The organism is Acetobacter lovaniensis (genome assembly GCF_014207635.1).
Classification (GTDB): Bacteria; Pseudomonadota; Alphaproteobacteria; order Acetobacterales; family Acetobacteraceae; genus Acetobacter; species Acetobacter lovaniensis.
The window spans coordinates 157934-177434 of record NZ_JACHIE010000006.1 but is presented as its reverse complement, the minus strand read 5'-3'; the positions used below and the strand labels follow the sequence as shown (position 1 = coordinate 177434).

Genomic DNA, 19501 nt, shown 5'->3' with positions numbered 1-19501 from the left:
TTGGGAGTTTACGACTGATGCGCCTTATCCTTGCCCTGCTTGTGCCGTGGTTACAGTTTTTTACCATTGGCCGCCCCTTTGCGGGGATTACCTGCCTTGTGTTGCAGATTACGCTTATCGGCTGGATTCCGGCCACAATCTGGTCGGTTTACGCCCTGAGCCAGTACACAACGGACCAGAAGATTGCCCGCATGAGCCGCGCCTCCCGCAGCTAGAGCTGGCAGCGGGGCAACACCCCCTGCGCGCAACAAAAAAGGCGACCCCCGCAAGGCAGGGCCGCCTTTTTTGTACCCATGCCCAGTGCGGCCCCGTCTGGGCCTGCACCGGGCTGAGGCATGTTATTTACCGGTCATGATCCGCTCGACCAGTTGTTTGGTCGTGGGCACAAACCCGTTGGCGTAGAACGGGTCCGTGCCAAAGCGCCACGCATTGGTGCCGCCGAACATCAGGTTTTCATCCATCACCCTGTCCGCATCCGGGCCGGAGGCGTGGGCTGCGGCCTGAAGCGTTTTCTGGATGCAGAAGGAGCGCGGGTCCGCCCGGTGGCCGTTGCTGTAGCTGGGGCCACGCTGGCTCCAGTTGGAGAACTTGCACTCCGAAAGGCAGCCCATGCAGTCCGTCTGGTCCGCAACAATCATGCGCGCCCGGTCGGGGGTGACAAAAATGAGCGTGGAATCGGGGGTGCGCAGGGCTTCAACAAAGCCTTCGCTTTCCCACTGCTGCACGCGCGCCACGTCTTCGGGCTTAAGGAACACTTCGCGCTTGCGAGGGCCAACACCGTAAGGTGCTGTCAGTTCATCCGTCGCTTCGGTTGCAAACGGAACCTGATGTTCGGAGCGCTGGCGCAGTTCATGCAGGAAGCCGTTGTTCACAGCGGAGGAGTAGAACCCCGTGGGGGAGAAGCGGTTGAGGTAGACATCACCTTTTTTCAGGGTCAGCAACCGGCGCTTCCACGCCTCGGGGATCGGGCTTTCGGTGGTCAGCAGCGGGCGTGTGCCAAACTGGAAGGCGATCGGCCCCAGTTCTTCACTGTCAATCCAGTCCTGCCATTCTTCCAGCCACCAGACGCCACCGGCCATGATAATGGGGGTATTGTCCAGCCCAAAGCCGCGCATGGCCTGCCGCAGGGCCAGCACACGCGGGTAAGGGTCTTCCGGCGCAAAGGGGTTTTCGGTGTTGGACAGGCCGTTATGCCCGCCCGCACGCCACGGGTCTTCGTACACAACGCCGCCCAGCAGGTCGGATGCCTTGCTGTACGAACGCTTCCACAACGCATTAAAGGCCCGGGCGGAAGAAACGATAGGGTAGTAATACACCCCGAACTGAGCGGCAATGTCGGCCAGACGGTAGGGCATGCCCGCACCGCAGGTCAGGCCGTGGATCATACCCCTGGCCCCTTCGAGCACGCCGGTAATCACCCGTTCGGAGGCAGCCATTTCCCACAGGATATTGGCGTGAATGCGCCCCTTGCCACCAGAAACCTCGTGCGCAATGCGCGCCTGCGCAATGCCGCCACGAATGGCGTAGTCCACAAGCTCCTCATGCCGTTCCCGACGGGTGCGGCCATGGTAAATCTGCGGTACCGGGTGACCCTGCTCGTCATAGCTATCCGCATTGACGATGGAGATCGTACCCGCACCCCCCGCAGCCGCCCATGCCCCGGCCGATGCACCTGTGGAAACGGAAACGCCCTTACCGCCCTCTACCAGCGGCAGAACATCCGTCCCTCCCATGCGAAGCGTGTTAATCGCCTTCATGACTATCCTGTCGTTTCTCTAAGACACCTGTTCTGGTCCGCGACGTGGAGGGGAGCGGAACCCCTCCACAGAGGAAGCGCCTTATTCGGCATCCCGGCGCGGTGCGCGGGCAGGTTTTTCGCCCACGGTTTCCGTAATATCGGCACCCGTAGCCTGATCAACAACGCGCATGGACAGCTTGACCTTGCCGCGATCATCAAAACCAATGACCTTGACCTTAACGGCGTCGCCATCCTTGACCACATCGGAGGTACGGCCCACGCGACCCTGCGCCAGTTCGGAAATATGAACCAGCCCGTCACGCGCGCCAAGGAAGTTGACGAACGCGCCAAAGTCGGCGGTCTTGACGACCTTGCCATCGTAAATGCGGCCCAGTTCGGGCTCGGCCACAATACCGTTAATGCGTTCGAGCGCCTTTTTGGTCTGGTCTTCGGCGGTGGCGGCAATGGTGATTGTGCCATCGTCCCCGATATCGACCTTCGCACCCGAGTATTCCACGATTTCGCGGATAACCTTGCCACCTGAACCAATGACATCACGGATTTTTTCGCGCGGCACCTTCATGGTGGTGATGCGCGGCGCCGTGGTGGCGACAGCCGTGCGGTTTTCGGTCAGCGCCTTGCTCATTTCGCCCAGAATATGCAGGCGGCCATCGCGCGCCTGACCCAGAGCGATCTTCATGATTTCGGGCGTGATGGACGTGATCTTGATGTCCATCTGCAGCGCGGTCACGCCTTCTTCGGTCCCGGCGACCTTGAAGTCCATGTCACCCAGATGATCTTCATCACCCAGAATGTCGGACAGGACGGCAAACTTGTCGCCTTCCTTGATCAGACCCATGGCAATACCGGCCACAGGGCGCTTGAGGGGCACACCGGCATCCATAAGGGCCAGCGAGCTACCGCAAACGGTCGCCATGGAGGAGGAGCCATTGCTTTCCGTAATTTCGGAAACAACACGCACCGTGTAGGGGAATTCCTTGCGGTTGGGCATCAGCGGGTGCAGGGCGCGCCATGCCAGCTTGCCATGCCCGATTTCACGTCGGCCGGGGGAGCCTACGCGGCCGCACTCACCTACGGAGTAGGGAGGGAAGTTGTAATGCAGCAGGAAGTTGGTGCGGTATTCGCCTTCGAGCGCATCAATCACCTGTTCGTCCTGGCCAGTGCCCAGCGTGGTCACAACCAGAGCCTGCGTTTCACCACGGGTGAACAGGGCGGACCCATGCACGCGGGGCAGCACGCCCACTTCGGGCACAATCGGGCGCACGGTTACAAGATCACGCCCGTCAATACGCTTGCTGGTCTTGAGCACCGAGGTGCGGACCACATCGGCTTCAAGGTCCTTGATCATGGGCTTGGCGGCGGACACGTCCAGCTCGGCGGCTGTCAGTTTTTCCACAATGGCGTCACGCGCGGCCTTGAGCTTTTCGTAGCGGGTCTGCTTCTGCTTTTCCTTGTAAGCATCGGCGATCAGCTTGCGGCCCAGCTTGTCCACCTGCTTGCGCAGGGCGGCTTCTTCCTTGCTTTCGCTCGGCAGGTCCCATGGTTCCTTGGCGGCGTGTTCGGCCAGCGCAATAATGGCGTCCAGCACGGGCTGGAAGGCGGTGTGGCCAAAGGTCACGGCATCGAGCATCACGTCTTCGGACAGTTCGGATGCTTCGGATTCCACCATCAGCACGCCTTCGGCGGTCCCGGCCACGACCAGATCAAGGTCGGTTTCCTTGAGCTGTTCCAGCGTGGGGTTGAGGATGAACGCGCCATCGGCAAAGCCAACGCGGGCAGCGCCCACGGGGCCGAAGAAGGGAATGCCAGACAGGGTCAGGGCAGCCGAGCAGCCGATCAGGGCGGGAATGCTCGGGTCGTTTTCCATGTCGTGGGTCAGCACCGTGGCGATGACCTGCACCTCATTGCGGAACCCTTCGGGGAAGAGCGGGCGAATGGGGCGGTCGATCAGGCGGGAGACCAGAGTTTCGTTTTCGGAAGGACGGCCTTCACGCTTGAAGAACCCGCCGGGGATCTTGCCTGCTGCGTAGGCTTTTTCCTGATAGTTGACGGTCAGGGGGAAAAAGTCCTGTCCCGGCTTGACGTCACGCGCGCCAACAGCGGTACACAGGACCACGGTTTCACCATATGTGACCAGCACTGCACCGTCGGCCTGACGGGCAACCTTGCCGGTTTCGAGCACCAGCGGACGACCTGCCCACTCAATTTCTTTGCGGAAGTAGTTAAACATTCTGTCTTCTCATCTTCTGTTGACACAGTTTTTATTCAAAACCACGGCAAACAGCGGGACAGAACCGAATGGCGGACAGCGCCTCGGACGGCATGGAGACTGGCGGCAGCACCGCCCAGGCGCCATGTGGTCGGAAACGCCGTGGCCTTACCCGGAACATCAGAGCCCGCATGCCAAAGCCTGTGGCATACAACGGTATATGGGGGTTTGGCGGCCATATGACCAGCACAAAAACCCCCACAGACCCTCCGGCCTGCCCTCCGGCCCGGCAGGATGCCGGGCTGGCGGACAAAAACCGGAAATTAGCGGCGCAGACCCAGACGCGCGATCAGCGCTTCGTAGCGGCTCTGGCTCTTACCACGCAGGTAGTCCAGCAGACGGCGACGACGGCCAACCATGATCAGCAGACCACGGCGGGAATGGAAGTCCTTCGCGTGGGTCTTGAGGTGGTCGGTCAGGTTGTTGATGCGCTCGGTCAGGATTGCAACCTGCACTTCGGGCGAACCCGTATCGCCCTGGGCGGTCTGGTATTCGGCAATAACCTCGGTACGGCGTTCAGCGGTAATCGACATCACATGTCTCCATCAGAAAAATGTCATAGAATGCGTACTGGCTTAAGCTGCCCATCCTCCAGGCGGCCAAGGCCAAGCACACGCCCTGCGTCCATGACACGCACGGTCCCCGAGGCATCGGTCTGTGGGATACGTCCCATCAGATCCAGAAGGCTCAGAGCCCGCCCGTGGCGCAGAAGAACGGATTCCTCCTCAGTCAGGGCCAGCGCCGGGATGTCGGCCAGCGCGGTCTCGACCGGAAGAAGCAGTTCCGCAGAAGCATGCGCGTTGTCGTCGTTTGGCGCGAGTTTGTCCAGCATAATTGCATCGGCCTCGGTAAAAGGCCCCACGCGCAGGCGGCGCAGCACCGCAATATGGCCAACCGTGCCACATGCCAGCGCCACATCACGCGCCAGTGCGCGCATGTACACGCCCTTGCCGGATTCGACCTCGAACACCGCCGTATCCGCATCGGGGCGGGCGATCAGCTCAAAGCGGTCCACACGGGCGGGGCGGGGGGGCAGTTCTGGCGGGCGGCCATCACGCGCCATGTCATAGGCCCGCTCGCCCGCCACCTTGAGGGCGGAATACACCGGAGGAACCTGCATGATGTCGCCCGTAAGCGCAGGCAGCGCCGCGCGGAGCTGCTCATCCGTGGGGCGCACATCCGATGTGGCGGTCACTGCGCCATCGGCGTCATCACTATCGCGCGCGTCACCCATACGCAGGGTAAACTGGTAAACCTTGGTGCCGTCCATAACATAAGGCACGGTTTTGGTGGCCGTGCCAAAAGCCAGCGGCAGAAGCCCGGTCGCCAGCGGGTCCAGCGTGCCACCGTGGCCCACCTTCTGCGCATCGAACAGCCGTTTGGCCCGCCCCACCACCTGTGTGGAGGTCATGCCCGAGGGCTTGTCCACTATAAGCCAGCCGTTAAGTGGCCGCCCGCGTCTGCGTCGCATATCAACTCCCGTATGCGGGGGAGCGCGCGCCATGCTGGCCTGCGCAGCTCCCGGTTACCGCCCCGGACCCACCCGGCGCATACCAAGGGCTGCATCTAGCCGAGCGTGCGCCCCCCTGCAATGCGCCCATGCAATGCTGGGCTGACGAAAATGCCTAACCATGGAAATTATTAGCAAACTCAAGACCAAGACGGCGCACACCCTCCACACAGCGTACCCTGCGGGCCAGCTCTCACCATGTCGGGACTAGCCAGCACGGTATGGCGTGTCTTAAACGTTGTCACAAACAATGACCCAGCAAACAGATCCCTCCCCCCCCACCGCCCCGGCAGAACCTGCCGCGCGCCCTGCATGGTCCCTGCAGACCGGGCCGCATGGCCCCTGCCTGAGTGTGCGGGGCGCGTGGACTGTGCCCCATGGCGGGGTCATGCCCTTTACGGCGGCGGATATTCCGCCCCCCCCACCGGGCGCGACCAGCCTGAGCATGGATACGACAGGCATTACGGCGTGGGATTCGTCCTTCATTTCCTTTCTGTGGGAAGCCAAGCAGGCTGCGGCCAGTGCCGGGCTGGCGTTTGAGCAGGACGGCCTGCCCGCCCCCGCCCAGCGCCTGCTGGCCCTGCTGCCCCCCAACCCCGCGCCCCCCGCCCGCCACAACAGCCACAAGCAGAACCTGCTGGAAAAAACCGGCGACCTGACCCTTGGCACCCTGAACGAGACGGGGGTTGCCGCCTCCCTCGCGCTGGACACAACGCGTGGGGCCCTGCAGGCCCTGCACGGCAAAAGCCGCATGCGCACCAAGGACCTGATTACGGACCTGTGGAACGCAGGCCCCAATGCGCTGCTGATCGTAGGTGTGGTCAACTTCCTGATCGGGGCCATTCTGGCCTTTGTGGGGCTGGTGGAACTGCGCCGCTTTGCTGCTGAAATTTATGTCACCAACCTTGTGGGCATTGCCTGCGCGCGTGAGATTTCGGCCATCATGACCGCCATTATCATGGCCGGGCGCACGGGTGGGGCGTATGCGGCGCGCATTGCCACCATGCTGGGCAATGAGGAAATCGACGCCCTGCAGGTCTTTGGCATTCCCATTTCGAGCTATATCCTGCTCCCCGCCATTCTCTCCCTCTCGCTCATGATGCCCCTGCTCTACCTGTACGGCACGCTCATTGGCATTCTGGGCGGGTTTGTGGTGAGCATGAGCATGATGGATGTCTCCCCCGTGGGGTACTGGATTTCCACCGTGAACGGGGTCGAACTCAAGGAATTCGTGTTCGGGTTTATCAAGGCCTTTTTCTTTGGCAGCTTTATCGCCCTTGCCGCCTGCCGCGTGGGGCTCAAGGCGGGGCGCAGCGCTGCCGATGTCGGCATTGCCGCCACCCGCGCGGTGGTCATTGGCATTGTCGGCATTATCGCCATGGATGCGGTGTTCGCCGTTATGGCCAACGCGCTGGGAATCTGAGCAATGGCCGAGAGCGATACCCTTATTTCCGTGCGGGACGTGGAACTGTCCTTTGGCCCCAAGATCATCCAGCAGAACGTCTCGTTTGACCTCAGGCGCGGTTCCATTTTTGCAGTCATGGGGGGCTCGGGCTGCGGCAAGAGCACCCTGCTCAAAAGCATGATCGGGCTGCTCCGCCCCACCACCGGAAAGATTCTGGTCGGCGGGGAGGATTACTGGGCCCAGAACGAACACCGCCGGACCCAGATCAACCACCGCTTTGGCGTTCTGTTCCAGTCCGGCGCATTGTGGAGTTCCATGACCGTGGGCGAGAACGTAGCCCTGCCCATAGAAATGTTCAGCAGCCAGCCGCCCGACGTGGTGCGCAAACTGGTGGAACTCAAGCTTGGGCTTGTGGGCATGGAACAGGCGATAGACCTGTTCCCCTCCGAAATTTCGGGCGGGATGCGCAAACGCGCAGGCCTTGCGCGCGCCATAGCGCTGGACCCCGACATTCTGTTTTTTGATGAACCCTCCGCAGGGCTGGACCCCATTACCTCCGCCCGGCTGGATGACCTGATCCTGACCCTGCGCGACGGGCTGGGGGCGACCATTGTGATTGTCAGCCACGAACTGCCAAGCCTGTTCACCATTGCCGATGACGGCATTTTTCTGGACGCGGTCACCCACCAGCCCATAGCCCACGGCTCCCCGCGGGACCTGAGGGACCACAGCACCATTCCCGAAGTCATGGCCTTCATGAACCGCGCCTCCACCATTCCCCCGACAGATGAGACAAAGGCTGACCAGCATGTCTGAGAGCACAAACCGCAAAACCGTTATCGGGGCCTTCGTGCTGTTAGGCGGCTTTCTGGCCCTGTTCATCGTCATGGTCTTTGGGCATGTCAGCTTCTTCGCTCCCTCGCGCGAGGCGGTGGTGGTGTTCCAGAACTCCATTACCGGGCTGTCCGTTGGCGCGCCGGTCAACTTCCGCGGGGTCAAGGTCGGCACGGTCAAAAGCATTACCCTGCGCTTTGACCCGGCCGACCACAAAGCCTACATTCCCGTGGTGCTGACGCTGGAGCCAGACCAGATCCACGTGGTCAAGGACGTCCCCGGCGGGGACAAGGTGAGCATTCAGGAGCTGATCGGCATTGGCCTGCGTGCGGAGCTGAACCTGCTCAGCTTTGTAACCGGGCAATCCAACATCGAACTGGACTTTGACCGTTCGGTGCCCCCTGTGCTGCATCCGCGCGTCACCAGCCTGCCCGAGATTCCGGTCCGTATGTCAGCCGTGGAAAAACTGAAGGATTCGCTGGGCCAGATTCCCATAACGGAAATCAGCCACCATGCGGATGCCGCCCTGCTCTCCGTCACCCAGCTCAGCGACAGCCTGAACCGTGAACTACCGCCTCTTCTGTCCAGCGCCAGACAGGCCATCGAACTCTCGCATGAAATGCTGAAAACCACGACCGGGACCATAAAAGACCTGCAAACCAAGCTGGACGTGACCCTGGGCAAAGTGGACCAGTTGATGGAAACGGGAAACGCGCAGCTTAACACCCGTGGAGCGGACCTGCACGCCACGCTGGCCGCAGCCACCAAAACGCTGGATTCGTTGCAGGATATTCTCTCCCCCCGCTCAATCGACCGCGCCAATCTGGACGCGGCCCTGCGCGATATTGCCGCCTCTGCCGCCTTTTTGCGCGGCTTCTCGTCCGATATAGAACGCAACCCGCAACTCCTGCTGATGGGACGCCGCCCATGACCTCCGCGCCACGCCGCACCCTGCTTGCCGTTATGGCCTGCTGCCCGCTCCTGTCCCTTGCTGGCTGCGCCTCGCCTCCGCTGCGGCTGTACACGCTGGGCGTGCCATCGGACGCCAATATAGGCGAGCCGCACCTTTCCTCCCGCGCGGCCACCATTGCCATCAGCCGCGTGATCCTGCCTGATTATCTGGACTCACAGGACATCATTACCCGTCAGGGCGAGGAAATCCTGCGCAATGCGCGTGCGCGCTGGGCCACACGCCTGTCCCTTGGGGTCACGGACCTGCTGACCAACGTGCTGTCCAACAAACGCCCGTCCGAAATGATTACGGACCAGCCGCTGGCCGATGTCGCCACCATGCGTGTGCAGATTGATATTTCACGCTTTGATGTGGATACAAACGGCGTGGCCACGCTGGACGCCACATGGGTCGTACTGCCGCGCGACCCCAGCCTGCCGCTCATACGTGAGCGCACCCACCTTGTCGCAACAGGGGGTGTTGGCTCCGCAGCCGAAGTGGCCTCCCTTATGCGCGGGTTGGTGATCCAGCTGGCCGAGCGGGTAAACGCCACCATTCCCTTGGCGCGGTAAAGGAGCTTACTGCCCTGATAAGGTAGGCTCCTGTACACCGGGGAACTGACCCCCATTGGGTTCCACCCCGATGATGGATACAAACTCACGCACAAACTCGTCCCCCAGATGCGTGAGTGGAAAAGCGAGGGTGTGGGAGTGCAAAACCACCAGTTCTGGAAAATATTGGTAGTGTGAGTAGCGGTTTGCTGGCAATTTTTTGCCACCAAACGGTGCAAGCAGCAGGGATGCCGCCTGCTGCTCTGGCGTAGTCACACCTGACAGATTGCACGGAGGAGCCGGATCGTATCTGCTGGGCACGACTGGCCAGCTATCGATCATTCTCAAACATCCCTGTACTGCGCTCACATCCAGAGTCACCTCTGGGGCCAGACAATAAAAATCGCCCAGAAGACCAGACAGATGCTCACCAGCCCAGTGCCTTATCCTGTATTCAAAGCCACCGAACGTGTACATGTCACGCATATAAAGGATTTTTTCCTTTTTTTCTGCACTCCCAGACCAGACGAAGCCCAAAACTTCGTCAGGAATCCCCAGAAAATACACATCGGCCCCGATTAAAAGACGGTAAGCATTTTTATCGAGCAAATAAAAATCGGAAAGCATCCGTACGGTGCATATTCTATCAATTTCCGTTAAATTATTTAAAGACTTGGAAAACTCGACAGAATTATTCCAGAATTGCGGATGCATCGCATCCAGAGCCCACACCTCATATGAAAAACTGTATTTTTCAAGAAGCACTTCAAAGGATTTTTTGTAGCTCTGCGTTGTATATATAATCACTTTTAAATCTACATATGGCTGCAAAAACTTGTTCACAGTCATGAGAGAAATAACCAATTCAAAATATTTATTGCCACTAGCAATATCCGCATTGAAAAACGCAGAATATCGAACTACAAGCATATCCCGTATCCCAATTTCATTATGAAAATATCATCTGATCCAAACCAGATGACCGACCATCAAAATTCGCTATCAAAGTCCGCAAAGGCCTGAAACTCCTGATCCCGCTGTGACACCAGAGGAAACTGATCAGGCCAGTCTATGCCAGCACTATGCCATAAAATGCCATCATCATACTCCGGATTATAAAGAGAGCTGACTGCGTACAGCAATTCAGCCTGATCACTCAGAGTATAAAAACCATGCGCGCAACCAGAAGGAACAAAAACCTGCATGCGCTGCTCCCCGCTCAGGCGCAGGCAGCAATGGTGCCCATACGTCGGGGACTGACGCCGCAGGTCTAACACCACATCCAGCACCTCGCCTGACAGGCAGGTGACCAGCTTGTCGTGATCGTGAGGCGGTTTCTGAAAATGCAGGCCGCGCAGGACTCCTTTGTGCGAGGTTGTGACATACTGTTCCACAATCGGCCGGTTCATCCCCATCCGGGCAAAACAGTCCGCATGATACAGCTTTGTAAAGCTCCCCCGCTCATCCTTGCGCACAACGGGTAGAAGCATAAAAACGCCAGACAGGGCTGTTGGAATCTGATCAAACATTATGACAACAAACCTTTTATGCCATCATCAAGGTCTATCATGGGGGTCCAGCCCGGCAAAGGCACTCCCCCCTGCCAGGGCAACATGATTTCCCCTGCACGGTAAGGACGTCCACCCCACTCAATCATGAGTTTGCAGCGGGTTGCCTGCGCAACCTTCTGCGCCAGATTTTTCAGACTTATTAAATGACCAGAGGTAATACTGAACGTACCCGTCACGCCATTTTGCAACAAACGGGCCGCCTGTATGAAACCCTCACTCACATCATCCACATGGACCAGATCCAGACATTGTTCGCCAGGCGACATTTCCAGCTTCTGGCCAGACAAAGCTGCATTTATAAGAAGAGACAGCACTTTTCCACGCAAGTCAGACGGACCATAGGTGTCACACAGCGTCAGTGTTGTCGCCTGAAACTGGTAGGCCGTTTGATAAAAACGCAAAATCTGATCAAATGCCTGTTTTGTCGCCGCGTAAAAGGATGCTGCTTCGTTTGCCAAGGGGCCGACATGAACCCAGGTCGTGCTCGTATTGATGAACCTGCTGCACCCCGCCTCGCGCATGGCCTCCAAAACCAGAGATGGAAACTCAATATTGCTGCGTACCAACGCAGGGATGTCGTCCATAACATGCCGGGCCAGAAAATGTGTGGCCAGATGAAACACAATATCAGGGTTACTCTGTTTGAGCAAGTCACATAACGAACCAGAGTGGCCATTCCATACTCTTGGCGTCACAGCCGGATCAAGCCTACTGCAATCAGATGTTGGCCTAACCAGAGCATCAACCTCCCACCCCAGCGCAACAAGCTTGCGCTGCAGGTGGTGACCAACAAAACCTGTTCCACCTGTCAGGAGAATTTTCATGCCTGTTCTGGACCCGATATGTTGGCCCTGGCAAAAACAATCCGATCCTTACGCATGAACTGCACGGCGTCTTCGGTCGTAGTCGCAGCGCGCCAGGCGACTGTTGCGTTCAGGGCCTGCTCCAGCAAACCGGAGGGACGCCAACCAACGAGACGGGCAATCTGCGCAGAGTCCAGATGCAACAGGCCCGCTTCGTGGAGCATTACGGCTGGTGGCCGCACTTCCCACCGTGCGCCGTGTCCCCAAGCCTGTGCAAGCATTTTTACAATCTGCTCTACAGACACAATATCTTCCACACGGGGACCAACATTCCATGCCCTTGCATATAAAGCCCCCTCCTCCAGCATAGCCCGCACGATCATAAGATAGGCCGCAAGCGGCTCTGCCACATGTTGCCATGGCCGCTCGGCATGAGGCGAGCGTATGACCAGTGTCTCTCCTGCCGAAAAAGCCTTTATGGCATCAGGCAGCAACCGGTCTTCACTCCAGTCCCCCCCTCCGAACACATTACCCGCCCGGGCCGAGGCAACCAGTGGTCCATGAGGATAAGAGCTACGCCATGCATTTGTTACAATTTCCGTGCAGGCTTTACTGGCACTGTATGGGTCATGCCCACCAAGTGCATCATTCTCCCGGTAGCCATATGACCATTCACGATTGTCATAGCATTTGTCGGACGAGATAATGAGCACGGCCTTAACGGTTGTCTGCTGCCTTGCCGCCTCCAATATGTTCGCCGTCCCCATGACATTGGTAGAAAACGTTTCCAGGGGCTGCTGGTAAGAACGACGCACCAGAGGCTGTGCCGCCAGATGGATCACCACCTCTGGAGCAGAGGACGCCAGAGCAGACTGGACATCTCCCAGATTACGGATATCGCCAATGATATGACGACAAACCTTATCCAACTGCGCCAACCCGAACAAATTTGGCTGTGTTTCGGGCGCAAGGGCATAACCGGTTACCTGAGCCCCCAGATCGACCAGCCATTGCGTCAGCCAGCTCCCTTTGAAGCCCGTATGCCCGGTCACAAAAACCTTGCGTCCGGACCAGAACCGTTTGTCTACGGCAAAACGGCTTACCATATTTTCCATGGTGCCACCTGACGGTCCCACAAATCTTCCAGCAGGCGTTTGTCACGCAAGGTATCCATTGGCTGCCAGAAACCAGAGTGATGGAACGCCTCTAACTGACCATCTCTGGCAAGATGTTCCATGGGTCCCTTCTCCCACAGAACGTCATCTCCATCGATATAATCAAGAACAGAAGGATCAAGCACAAAAAAACCGCCGTTTATCAGATTTTTTGTATTGTCAGTTTTTTCAGAAAATCTTTTTACCGCGCTACCCTCAACTTCCATAAGACCAAAACGCCCGGGAGGCACAACGCAGGTAACCGTGGCCTTTTTTTTATTTTCTTTGTGAAAATCAATAGATTTTCGAATATCTACATTCCCCACACCATCACCGTAGGTCATGCAAAAAGGGCCATCCTGTAAAAAACGGCTGACCCGTTTGAGTCGCCCGCCCGTTTGGGTATTCAATCCCGTGTCCACCAGCGTAATGCGCCAAGGCTCGACATCCCCCTTTTGGTACTCGATTGTACCATTGGAGAGGTCAACCACCATATCGCTCAGATGCATGAAGTAATTGGCATAGAATTCCTTGATAAGGTGCCCTTTATATCCAAGACAGACCACAAAATCATTCAGGCCATAAGCACTGTATATCTTCATGATATGCCACAGGATCGGGCGCCCTCCGATCTGCACCATCGGCTTGGGAATACTATCGGTTTCTTCACTCAGGCGCGAACCAAACCCACCGGCAAGTATGACTGTTTTCATCGTAATTCCCTACGCGTCACGTCTAGCAAGGTCTCAACCATGTATGCGCGCTCCTGTGCCCCGATACCTGGCCACACACCAATCCAGAAGCTGTCCTTCATAATTTTATCCGTCCGCTCCAGAGAGCCGGAGACACGATAATCCACTCTTTGAAAAGCCGGTTGTCTGGTCAGATTACCTGCAAATAACAGGCGGGTTCCAACCTTGCGCTCTTCCAGCCCTTTTGTCACCGCACGGCGGTCCAGACTGACGCCATCACGTATGGTCAGCAAAAACCCGAACCAGCTTGGGTCCGAACCGGGTGTTGCCTCTGGCAGAATGTAATAATCCTCCAGACCGGCGGCCTTGATCATCTGTGTTAATGCGGCAAAGTTTTCCCGCCGTTTCTGCACAAAACCGTCAACCTTGCGCAACTGGCTGACACCCAGCGCAGCCTGCATGTCCGTCATTTTCATATTGTAGCCAATATGAGAGTAGATATACTTATGATCATACCCTGCTGGCAGTTCACCCATTTTCCAGTCGAACCGTTTATGGCAGCTATCGGACACACCGGGGGGACACCAGCAGTCACGCCCCCAGTCACGAAAAGATTCCACAAGAGTAGCCAAAGATTTACGACTGGTGAGAACCGCGCCACCTTCGCCCGTGGTAATATGGTGGGCCGGATAAAAAGAAAGCGTCGCCAGATCCCCCCATTGCCCCACACCTTTCCCGTTAAATGTGCTGCCCAGAGCATCACAGCAGTCTTCTACCAGATAAAGGTTATGCATGCGGCAGAAATCAGTCACCGCCTGCAAGTCAAACGGGTTGCCCAAGGTATGGGCCAGCATGATGGCACGGGTTTTGGGTGTGAGCGCCGCCTCCAGTAAAGACACGTCGATATTGGCCGTTGGCAGATCCACATCCACAAAAACCGGCACACAGCCATTTTGGACAATGGGTGTGACCGTAGTGGGGAAACCAGCCGCAACCGTAATCACCTCATCACCGGGCTGAATACGACGCTCCTGCAATTTCCATGACGTTAAAGATGAAAACGCCAGAAGATTTGCTGCCGACCCAGAAACAGTCAGTCTGGCATGTTTAATACCTGTTTTAAGAGCCAGCTCTTTTTCAAATTCATCACCATAACGCCCGGTCGTCAGCCACATATCCAGAGAGGCATCAACCAGAGACCTCAAATCGTCAGAATCCACGACCTTGCCGCTACACGGGATGAATGTTTCCCCCGGAACAAACGCCTTGGCCGGAGTGGAGTCATAATAAGCTGCGGCAGCATCCAGAACATCGTTGCGAGTATAAACAACCATCAAAACCTCACGCCAGAAAAAAGCTGGTTAAATCACGCATTCCCCACTCAACCGAGTGGGACAGCCCCATAATCCCGTAATTCTTTACCTGTACCGAACAGAGCTACGAGTTTTTGTTCATCCTGCGTCGGTGTCAGGCCCGCATAATCGCTCCCTACCGGACGAGTATGGTATGCAACCGCGCTATCAATGATGGCAATCCTGTTTCTGGGGTAACCCAGAATAGACGGCCAGACCCAATCCAGCCCCCAACCACTCCGGGAAAGACCAAAGCTGGGCAGGCACTCCCGCAGGGCTTCACGCGAGAACAGGGGGGTCATGACTTCCACAAACGATGTGTAGCGCAGCACATTCCCCATACGCTGCAAAGTCAGGTCATGGGAATATTGTGAGCGGGGCGTATTGGCTGGCAAGGCCGGTTGCGCCAACTCCAGCTTGTATTCCGCCATGATCGCAAAACACCGATTGATATCGGCACCGGTCATTGCCAAATCATCATCAGGCATCATCACATAATCATAATGCCAAAAAGCGCTATCTTCTCCCAGCAACGCAGCAATGGCAGGCCATTTACGCTCCTTGTTCTGCAAGATGGCATATTCGCAACCATCAAGTCTGGAAAACTCGCTTTCAGTTCCGTAATAACTGACGCATAGATCCCACGTCCTTTCCTCCGGGGCCAGACCCTCCAGCCACTGCGGGTGCAAGGAGGACGGACCAGCCCGCACAATAACCAGATTGCGCCTTTGCGGCATTTTACCGCACACCGATGGAAAAACAGGGAATGGAAGAGGAAAATCCATTATGGGCACAAGGGTTTCCCCTCCACCCTCACTTTTATACCCACCGGATTGAAGATAAAAACGCAACCAAGGTACGCCCTGCGCATCCTTAAAGAGCAGATCCCTGCCCTGCCTGTGCCATGAGCACCCGCTCAGCTTTTCCGGCAAGCCGCCAAGCCGCCCGTCTGGCAACAGACCGATACGGGGCACCATCACCTGCCCATCCCCGTTCATGCACCGCCATAAGGAGTGCGTCACCAGCGCATCTTCATCCAACGTTTTTTCTTCGGGAAAAAGCGGCACAACCTGCGGGTCACATGGCATGTCCCTGGTCTGCACGGTGCTGTTTTCCACATCATGCAACGAAACCACAACAGGTGGAAAGCAGACATAGGCGTTCATCTGCCCATAATAATCCGCCATCATGTCATCAATACCAGTATTGATTTTCTGATGACTTAACCCGGGATAAACAACAGACATAGGCCGGAGCGGCACAACCTGCTCAAGCAGCCGCTTTGCCCCACGGGGCGAAATGGAATAGCACATGGTGCCGTGGCACCGCAGGAGCGTTTCAAGCCGGGGAGCCACTCTGGCACGGCGGAACTCCGGAAGGTGGCTCAACACCAGATCATGGTACATCGTCCCGGTAAACGGGGTCACGCCGGGTATTAACTGGAATGTAACATAAGCGTCCGTATTGAACCCCCAGTGCACCAGTTCCCAGTCATCGGGCAGGTCCGCGAGCAGCTTTTCCTGTATCTCACGGAAATCTTCTCTCAGAATGGCGTCATCTTCTGCGATGGTCGCAGCTTCCTGACGCTGCACGACATCCGTCCACAACGACATGTGTGAAAGCGCGCAGCCAACAGCGCCGTCCGTATACAGCAGATCAGGTTGCATAACCCCCTGATTGATAAGCCATGCCCGGTCAACCTGCCTGCCATCCACGGCAATGCGCTGGGAAAAATACGTACATTCTGGATTATTCTGACGGAATATAGCCAAGCGTTCCGGGTCTCTGGCCAAATTAAGGACATGGTAACGCACGTTCTACCGCTCCAATCAGTTTATCCGATGATAACTATACCCCCCCATGGAGCTTGAATAGCCTAAGAGGCACATGAGGAAACGCCATTAGAACATACGCTATCACGAATATAGCCAACCACACACCATTGAGTAGGTGCGCGCCAGCCGTTAAACTGCTAACAGTGTGACTGATTAACCATTCCGGAGCCCACCAGACATGAGCGAGACTGTAACCGGCGCAAGAGAAGCAGATGCTGCCGCAGCAGTTCCCAGAGCAGACGCCCCCAAATCCAAGCGGAAACTGATGATGGCGGGCGCTGCCGGTCTTGTTCTTCTTATTGGCGGTGGAGTGTACTGGGAAAAGGACAAGATCTTTACCTCCAAGCTCAAGCAGAACGTGGGCAGCAAGGCCGAGGCCGCCATGCATCCGCCGGTTCTGGTGGGTATTCCGCCCATGGTCTCCAACCTCGACACATCCGGTGGTCATCCAGTTTACGTCAAGCTGACCGCCAAGGTGGAAGTCAGCGGTGTGCCCAACGAGGCCGCACTACAGGACCGGATTGCGGAAATTCAGGATGTGTTCCAGACCTACCTGCATGAAACACGCCCGCAGGATATTCGGGGGAACGGCATTTACAGGCTGCGCGAAGCCATTCTGCGCCGCCTGCGCGCGCAACTTGCCCCGGTACAGGTGACAAACCTGTATCTTGTTGAATTCCTTGTCCAGTAAAGCTCTCCGGCTTCTGACACCCGTTCAAACCGACACCTCTCAGGAACCGTAGCGACAAACCACATGCAGGATGTAGACGACACAGCATCAGGGCCCGGGAACCAGCCCGAAGCAGACGCCGCACCGGACGCCCCGCAGACGGAAGAGGCGCAGGACGGCGCACAGGAGCGCACTCCCGATGCCGCAGCCAGTACGGCCGGGCGAACGGACCCCGCGCAGGAGCAGGACACCGCAGACACAGCGGCCCCCCCGCAGGACGATGCTCCCGCCCATGATGCACAGGACGCCCACGCAGAACAGGGTGAACAGGGTGAGCACGAAGCCACCCCCGAGGAAGACCCGTTTGGCAGCCACCTGCTGGACCAGTCTGAAATCGACAACCTGCTCGGCCACACCTTTGGCGGGTTTGAAGAGCCGGAAGAAACCGGCATGGAGCGCGTTATCAAGGCCGGGTTCGTGGCCTATGAACGCCTGCCCATGCTGGAAATCGTTTTTGACCGGCTTGTACGCATCCTCTCGGCCACGTTACGTAACTTCACCAATGATAACGTCGAAATAACCATCGAAGGCATTCGCTCCCTGCGCTTTGGGGACTACATGGGGGCGGTTCCCTCCTCTTCCATGTTTGCCGTGTTCAAGGCCGTGCAGTGGGACAATTACGGTCTGGTCGTTGTGGATTCGGCCATGTCCTATTCCATTATCGACATTCTGATGGGTGGCCCGCGCGGGGTTGGGCATGCAGGGGTGGAAACACGCCCCCATACCGCCATTGAACGCGCGCTGATTGAAAAGCTGATCACCCTTACACTCAACGACCTGTCCATTGCGTTCAACCCGGTCTGCGACGTGGACCTTACGTTTGAGCGGCTGGAAGTCAGCTCCCGCTTTGCCGCCATTGCCCGCGCCTCCAACGCCGTGGTGCTGGCCAAACTCCATATTGATATGGAGGACCGCACCGGCAACATGGACCTGATTATCCCCTACGCGACGCTGGAACCGGTGCGCGACCAGTTGTCGCAGCAGTTCATGGGGGAAAAATTCGGCCGCGACTCCATCTGGGAAGACCATCTGTTTTCCGAAATTCTGGAAACCGATGCTCAGGTTTCCGCTGTGTTTGATGAAAAGATCGTGCCACTCTCCGAGGTGCTCAACCTCAAGATCGGCTCACTCATGACCTTCCCGCACAAGCAGGGCGCGCCCTTCCCCATTCGCCTGCAATGTGGGCAGACCCCGCTGTTTGATGGCCGTCTGGGCAAGCTGGGCAACAAGAACGCGGTCAAAATCGAACGCAGGCTGGTACCGCCTCAGGACCACCACCTGCCTCCTCCCCTTGGCGTGCTCCCACAGCCACCCCATCCACCCGCAGCAAACCCAACGCCGGTTCAGGCTGAAGGATCTCCTGAATAATGTTCACACAGATTCAGATGATCATTGAGATCACGCTCTCTGTCTTTCTGTTCCTTGGTATTATCTACAGTTTTTACCTTGGGCGGGTTCTGGGCAACCTCAAGCGCGACCGGACCAGCCTGCTGGAACTGGTGGACAAGCTCGAAAACAGCGTTAACCAGGCCGAAGAAGGCGTGGACAAGCTGCGCGTGGCGGGAGAGGTCAGTGGTCGCCCCCTGAGCCGCATGATCGAACAGGCCAAGATAACCGGTAACGAACTGGACGACATGGCCACCAAGGCCGATTCGGTCGCCGACCGGCTGGACTCGGTTCTCACTCAGGTGCCCTCGCAGGAGAAGCGGATGGAAAGCCTGATCGAACAGGCCGAAACCGCACGTCTGGCCATAGAAGAAACACTGGAAAAACTGCAACAGGCCAGCCAGACCGCCCAGCGGACCGCGCAGGACCTTGTGCAGTCCGCGCAGGAGAGTGCAACCGCTGCACAGGACGCCATCGCCAAGGCGGTGGCGCAGCAGTCATCCACCCGGCAGGACCGGCCAGCCCCCACCCAGTTTGCCGACACGCTGGACATGCCAATGCCTGCAACCCTGACCAAGGAGCGGCCTTACCTGCGCGCCCTTGGCAAAAATCCCACCACCCCACCCGAGCGCGAAAGTGCGTAACGGTTAAGCCACATCTTAACGGATCAGCCGGACAGACCGCCCGATTCCAGCCAG

19 protein-coding genes are annotated in these 19501 nt (G+C 57.6%); 8 read left to right on the top strand and 11 right to left on the bottom strand.

The genetic code is table 11. The features are described from left to right. The first annotated feature begins 17 nt into the window (after positions 1-17). Entirely contained in the window at positions 18-215 is a 198-nt protein-coding gene (locus HNR55_RS08750; RefSeq protein WP_086647029.1) for a YqaE/Pmp3 family membrane protein, read from the top strand. A 123-nt stretch (positions 216-338) separates the two neighbouring features. Here HNR55_RS08750 and HNR55_RS08745 read toward each other — a convergent pair whose 3' ends face one another. The 4 genes from HNR55_RS08745 to truB all read right to left on the bottom strand — a co-directional run bounded on the left by HNR55_RS08745 (position 339) and on the right by truB (position 5499). Continuing rightward, complete coding sequence (locus HNR55_RS08745) at positions 339-1757, bottom strand: NAD(P)H-dependent flavin oxidoreductase (protein ID WP_166113400.1); 1419 nt, start codon at positions 1755-1757, stop codon at positions 339-341. An 81-nt stretch (positions 1758-1838) separates the two neighbouring features. Beyond that, positions 1839-3989, bottom strand: coding sequence for a polyribonucleotide nucleotidyltransferase (gene pnp / locus HNR55_RS08740; protein WP_166113403.1), 2151 nt, complete (start codon positions 3987-3989; stop codon positions 1839-1841). 302 nt (positions 3990-4291) lie between these two features. Then, positions 4292-4561: a 30S ribosomal protein S15 gene (gene rpsO, locus HNR55_RS08735; protein ID WP_166113406.1), complete on the bottom strand. Its 270-nt coding sequence runs from the start codon at positions 4559-4561 to the stop codon at positions 4292-4294. A 23-nt stretch (positions 4562-4584) separates the two neighbouring features. Further along, positions 4585-5499 carry a tRNA pseudouridine(55) synthase TruB gene (truB, locus tag HNR55_RS08730; protein ID WP_166113409.1) on the bottom strand — a complete coding sequence of 305 codons (915 nt, stop codon included), beginning with the start codon at positions 5497-5499 and terminating at the stop codon, positions 4585-4587. A 289-nt stretch (positions 5500-5788) separates the two neighbouring features. Between truB and HNR55_RS08725 the strand changes: the two genes are divergently transcribed. Genes HNR55_RS08725 through HNR55_RS08710 form a run of 4 tightly spaced genes read left to right on the top strand, consistent with a single transcriptional unit; the run spans position 5789 to position 9301 of the window. Next, complete coding sequence (locus HNR55_RS08725; protein ID WP_166113412.1) at positions 5789-6961, top strand: MlaE family ABC transporter permease; 1173 nt, start codon at positions 5789-5791, stop codon at positions 6959-6961. Between the two features lie 3 nt (positions 6962-6964). After that, on the top strand, positions 6965-7759 hold the full coding sequence (locus tag HNR55_RS08720; RefSeq protein ID WP_166113415.1) for an ABC transporter ATP-binding protein: 795 nt from the start codon (positions 6965-6967) through the stop codon (positions 7757-7759). Continuing rightward, positions 7752-8708 carry an MlaD family protein gene (locus tag HNR55_RS08715; RefSeq protein ID WP_166113417.1) on the top strand — a complete coding sequence of 319 codons (957 nt, stop codon included), beginning with the start codon at positions 7752-7754 and terminating at the stop codon, positions 8706-8708. The genes HNR55_RS08720 and HNR55_RS08715 overlap by 8 nt, the downstream gene beginning before the upstream one ends. Beyond that, positions 8705-9301 carry a PqiC family protein gene (locus HNR55_RS08710; RefSeq protein ID WP_166113420.1) on the top strand — a complete coding sequence of 199 codons (597 nt, stop codon included), beginning with the start codon at positions 8705-8707 and terminating at the stop codon, positions 9299-9301. Before HNR55_RS08715 ends, HNR55_RS08710 begins: the two co-directional genes overlap by 4 nt. Before the next feature lie 6 nt (positions 9302-9307). Here the strand turns inward: HNR55_RS08710 and HNR55_RS08705 are convergent, their stop codons facing one another. The 7 genes from HNR55_RS08705 to HNR55_RS08675 are packed head-to-tail and all read right to left on the bottom strand — an operon-like array spanning position 9308 to position 16666. Further along, the gene (locus HNR55_RS08705) at positions 9308-10210 is read right to left on the bottom strand and encodes a hypothetical protein (RefSeq protein WP_166113423.1); all 903 of its coding nucleotides are present in this window, start codon (positions 10208-10210) and stop codon (positions 9308-9310) included. A 59-nt stretch (positions 10211-10269) separates the two neighbouring features. Continuing rightward, complete coding sequence (gene rfbC / locus HNR55_RS08700; protein WP_166113426.1) at positions 10270-10809, bottom strand: dTDP-4-dehydrorhamnose 3,5-epimerase; 540 nt, start codon at positions 10807-10809, stop codon at positions 10270-10272. Continuing rightward, on the bottom strand, positions 10809-11675 hold the full coding sequence (locus HNR55_RS08695; protein ID WP_166113429.1) for an NAD-dependent epimerase/dehydratase family protein: 867 nt from the start codon (positions 11673-11675) through the stop codon (positions 10809-10811). Before HNR55_RS08695 ends, rfbC begins: the two co-directional genes overlap by 1 nt. Next, positions 11672-12769, bottom strand: coding sequence for a CDP-glucose 4,6-dehydratase (rfbG, locus tag HNR55_RS08690; RefSeq protein ID WP_166113432.1), 1098 nt, complete (start codon positions 12767-12769; stop codon positions 11672-11674). The genes HNR55_RS08695 and rfbG overlap by 4 nt, the downstream gene beginning before the upstream one ends. Continuing rightward, on the bottom strand, positions 12754-13521 hold the full coding sequence (rfbF, locus tag HNR55_RS08685) for a glucose-1-phosphate cytidylyltransferase (protein WP_166113435.1): 768 nt from the start codon (positions 13519-13521) through the stop codon (positions 12754-12756). The genes rfbG and rfbF overlap by 16 nt, the downstream gene beginning before the upstream one ends. After that, complete coding sequence (rfbH, locus tag HNR55_RS08680) at positions 13518-14834, bottom strand: lipopolysaccharide biosynthesis protein RfbH (protein WP_166113439.1); 1317 nt, start codon at positions 14832-14834, stop codon at positions 13518-13520. Before rfbH ends, rfbF begins: the two co-directional genes overlap by 4 nt. Positions 14835-14881: 47 nt before the next feature. After that, positions 14882-16666: a DUF707 domain-containing protein gene (locus HNR55_RS08675; protein ID WP_337250292.1), complete on the bottom strand. Its 1785-nt coding sequence runs from the start codon at positions 16664-16666 to the stop codon at positions 14882-14884. 199 nt (positions 16667-16865) lie between these two features. Here HNR55_RS08675 and HNR55_RS08670 point away from each other — a divergent pair, with 199 nt between their 5' ends. The 3 genes from HNR55_RS08670 to HNR55_RS08660 all read left to right on the top strand — a co-directional run bounded on the left by HNR55_RS08670 (position 16866) and on the right by HNR55_RS08660 (position 19447). Further along, complete coding sequence (locus tag HNR55_RS08670; protein WP_166113444.1) at positions 16866-17378, top strand: flagellar basal body-associated FliL family protein; 513 nt, start codon at positions 16866-16868, stop codon at positions 17376-17378. A 63-nt stretch (positions 17379-17441) separates the two neighbouring features. Next, complete coding sequence (gene fliM, locus HNR55_RS08665) at positions 17442-18785, top strand: flagellar motor switch protein FliM (protein WP_166113447.1); 1344 nt, start codon at positions 17442-17444, stop codon at positions 18783-18785. Then, complete coding sequence (locus tag HNR55_RS08660) at positions 18785-19447, top strand: DUF6468 domain-containing protein (RefSeq protein WP_166113450.1); 663 nt, start codon at positions 18785-18787, stop codon at positions 19445-19447. The genes fliM and HNR55_RS08660 overlap by 1 nt, the downstream gene beginning before the upstream one ends. Positions 19448-19501 lie beyond the last annotated feature (54 nt).

Coding starts and splice junctions, on each gene's coding strand:
- pnp (WP_166113403.1), bottom strand. CDS start 3,989: ATGTTTAACTACTTCCGCAAAGAAATTGAGTGGGCAGGTCGTCCGCTG.
- HNR55_RS08725 (WP_166113412.1), top strand. CDS start 5,789: ATGACCCAGCAAACAGATCCCTCCCCCCCCACCGCCCCGGCAGAACCT.
- rpsO (WP_166113406.1), bottom strand. CDS start 4,561: ATGTCGATTACCGCTGAACGCCGTACCGAGGTTATTGCCGAATACCAG.
- HNR55_RS08660 (WP_166113450.1), top strand. CDS start 18,785: ATGTTCACACAGATTCAGATGATCATTGAGATCACGCTCTCTGTCTTT.
- rfbG (WP_166113432.1), bottom strand. CDS start 12,769: ATGGAAAATATGGTAAGCCGTTTTGCCGTAGACAAACGGTTCTGGTCC.
- HNR55_RS08710 (WP_166113420.1), top strand. CDS start 8,705: ATGACCTCCGCGCCACGCCGCACCCTGCTTGCCGTTATGGCCTGCTGC.
- rfbH (WP_166113439.1), bottom strand. CDS start 14,834: ATGGTTGTTTATACTCGCAACGATGTTCTGGATGCTGCCGCAGCTTAT.
- HNR55_RS08670 (WP_166113444.1), top strand. CDS start 16,866: ATGAGCGAGACTGTAACCGGCGCAAGAGAAGCAGATGCTGCCGCAGCA.
- rfbC (WP_166113426.1), bottom strand. CDS start 10,809: ATGTTTGATCAGATTCCAACAGCCCTGTCTGGCGTTTTTATGCTTCTA.
- HNR55_RS08720 (WP_166113415.1), top strand. CDS start 6,965: ATGGCCGAGAGCGATACCCTTATTTCCGTGCGGGACGTGGAACTGTCC.
- truB (WP_166113409.1), bottom strand. CDS start 5,499: ATGCGACGCAGACGCGGGCGGCCACTTAACGGCTGGCTTATAGTGGAC.
- HNR55_RS08715 (WP_166113417.1), top strand. CDS start 7,752: ATGTCTGAGAGCACAAACCGCAAAACCGTTATCGGGGCCTTCGTGCTG.
- HNR55_RS08750 (WP_086647029.1), top strand. CDS start 18: ATGCGCCTTATCCTTGCCCTGCTTGTGCCGTGGTTACAGTTTTTTACC.
- fliM (WP_166113447.1), top strand. CDS start 17,442: ATGCAGGATGTAGACGACACAGCATCAGGGCCCGGGAACCAGCCCGAA.
- HNR55_RS08745 (WP_166113400.1), bottom strand. CDS start 1,757: ATGAAGGCGATTAACACGCTTCGCATGGGAGGGACGGATGTTCTGCCG.
- HNR55_RS08695 (WP_166113429.1), bottom strand. CDS start 11,675: ATGAAAATTCTCCTGACAGGTGGAACAGGTTTTGTTGGTCACCACCTG.
- HNR55_RS08705 (WP_166113423.1), bottom strand. CDS start 10,210: ATGCTTGTAGTTCGATATTCTGCGTTTTTCAATGCGGATATTGCTAGT.
- rfbF (WP_166113435.1), bottom strand. CDS start 13,521: ATGAAAACAGTCATACTTGCCGGTGGGTTTGGTTCGCGCCTGAGTGAA.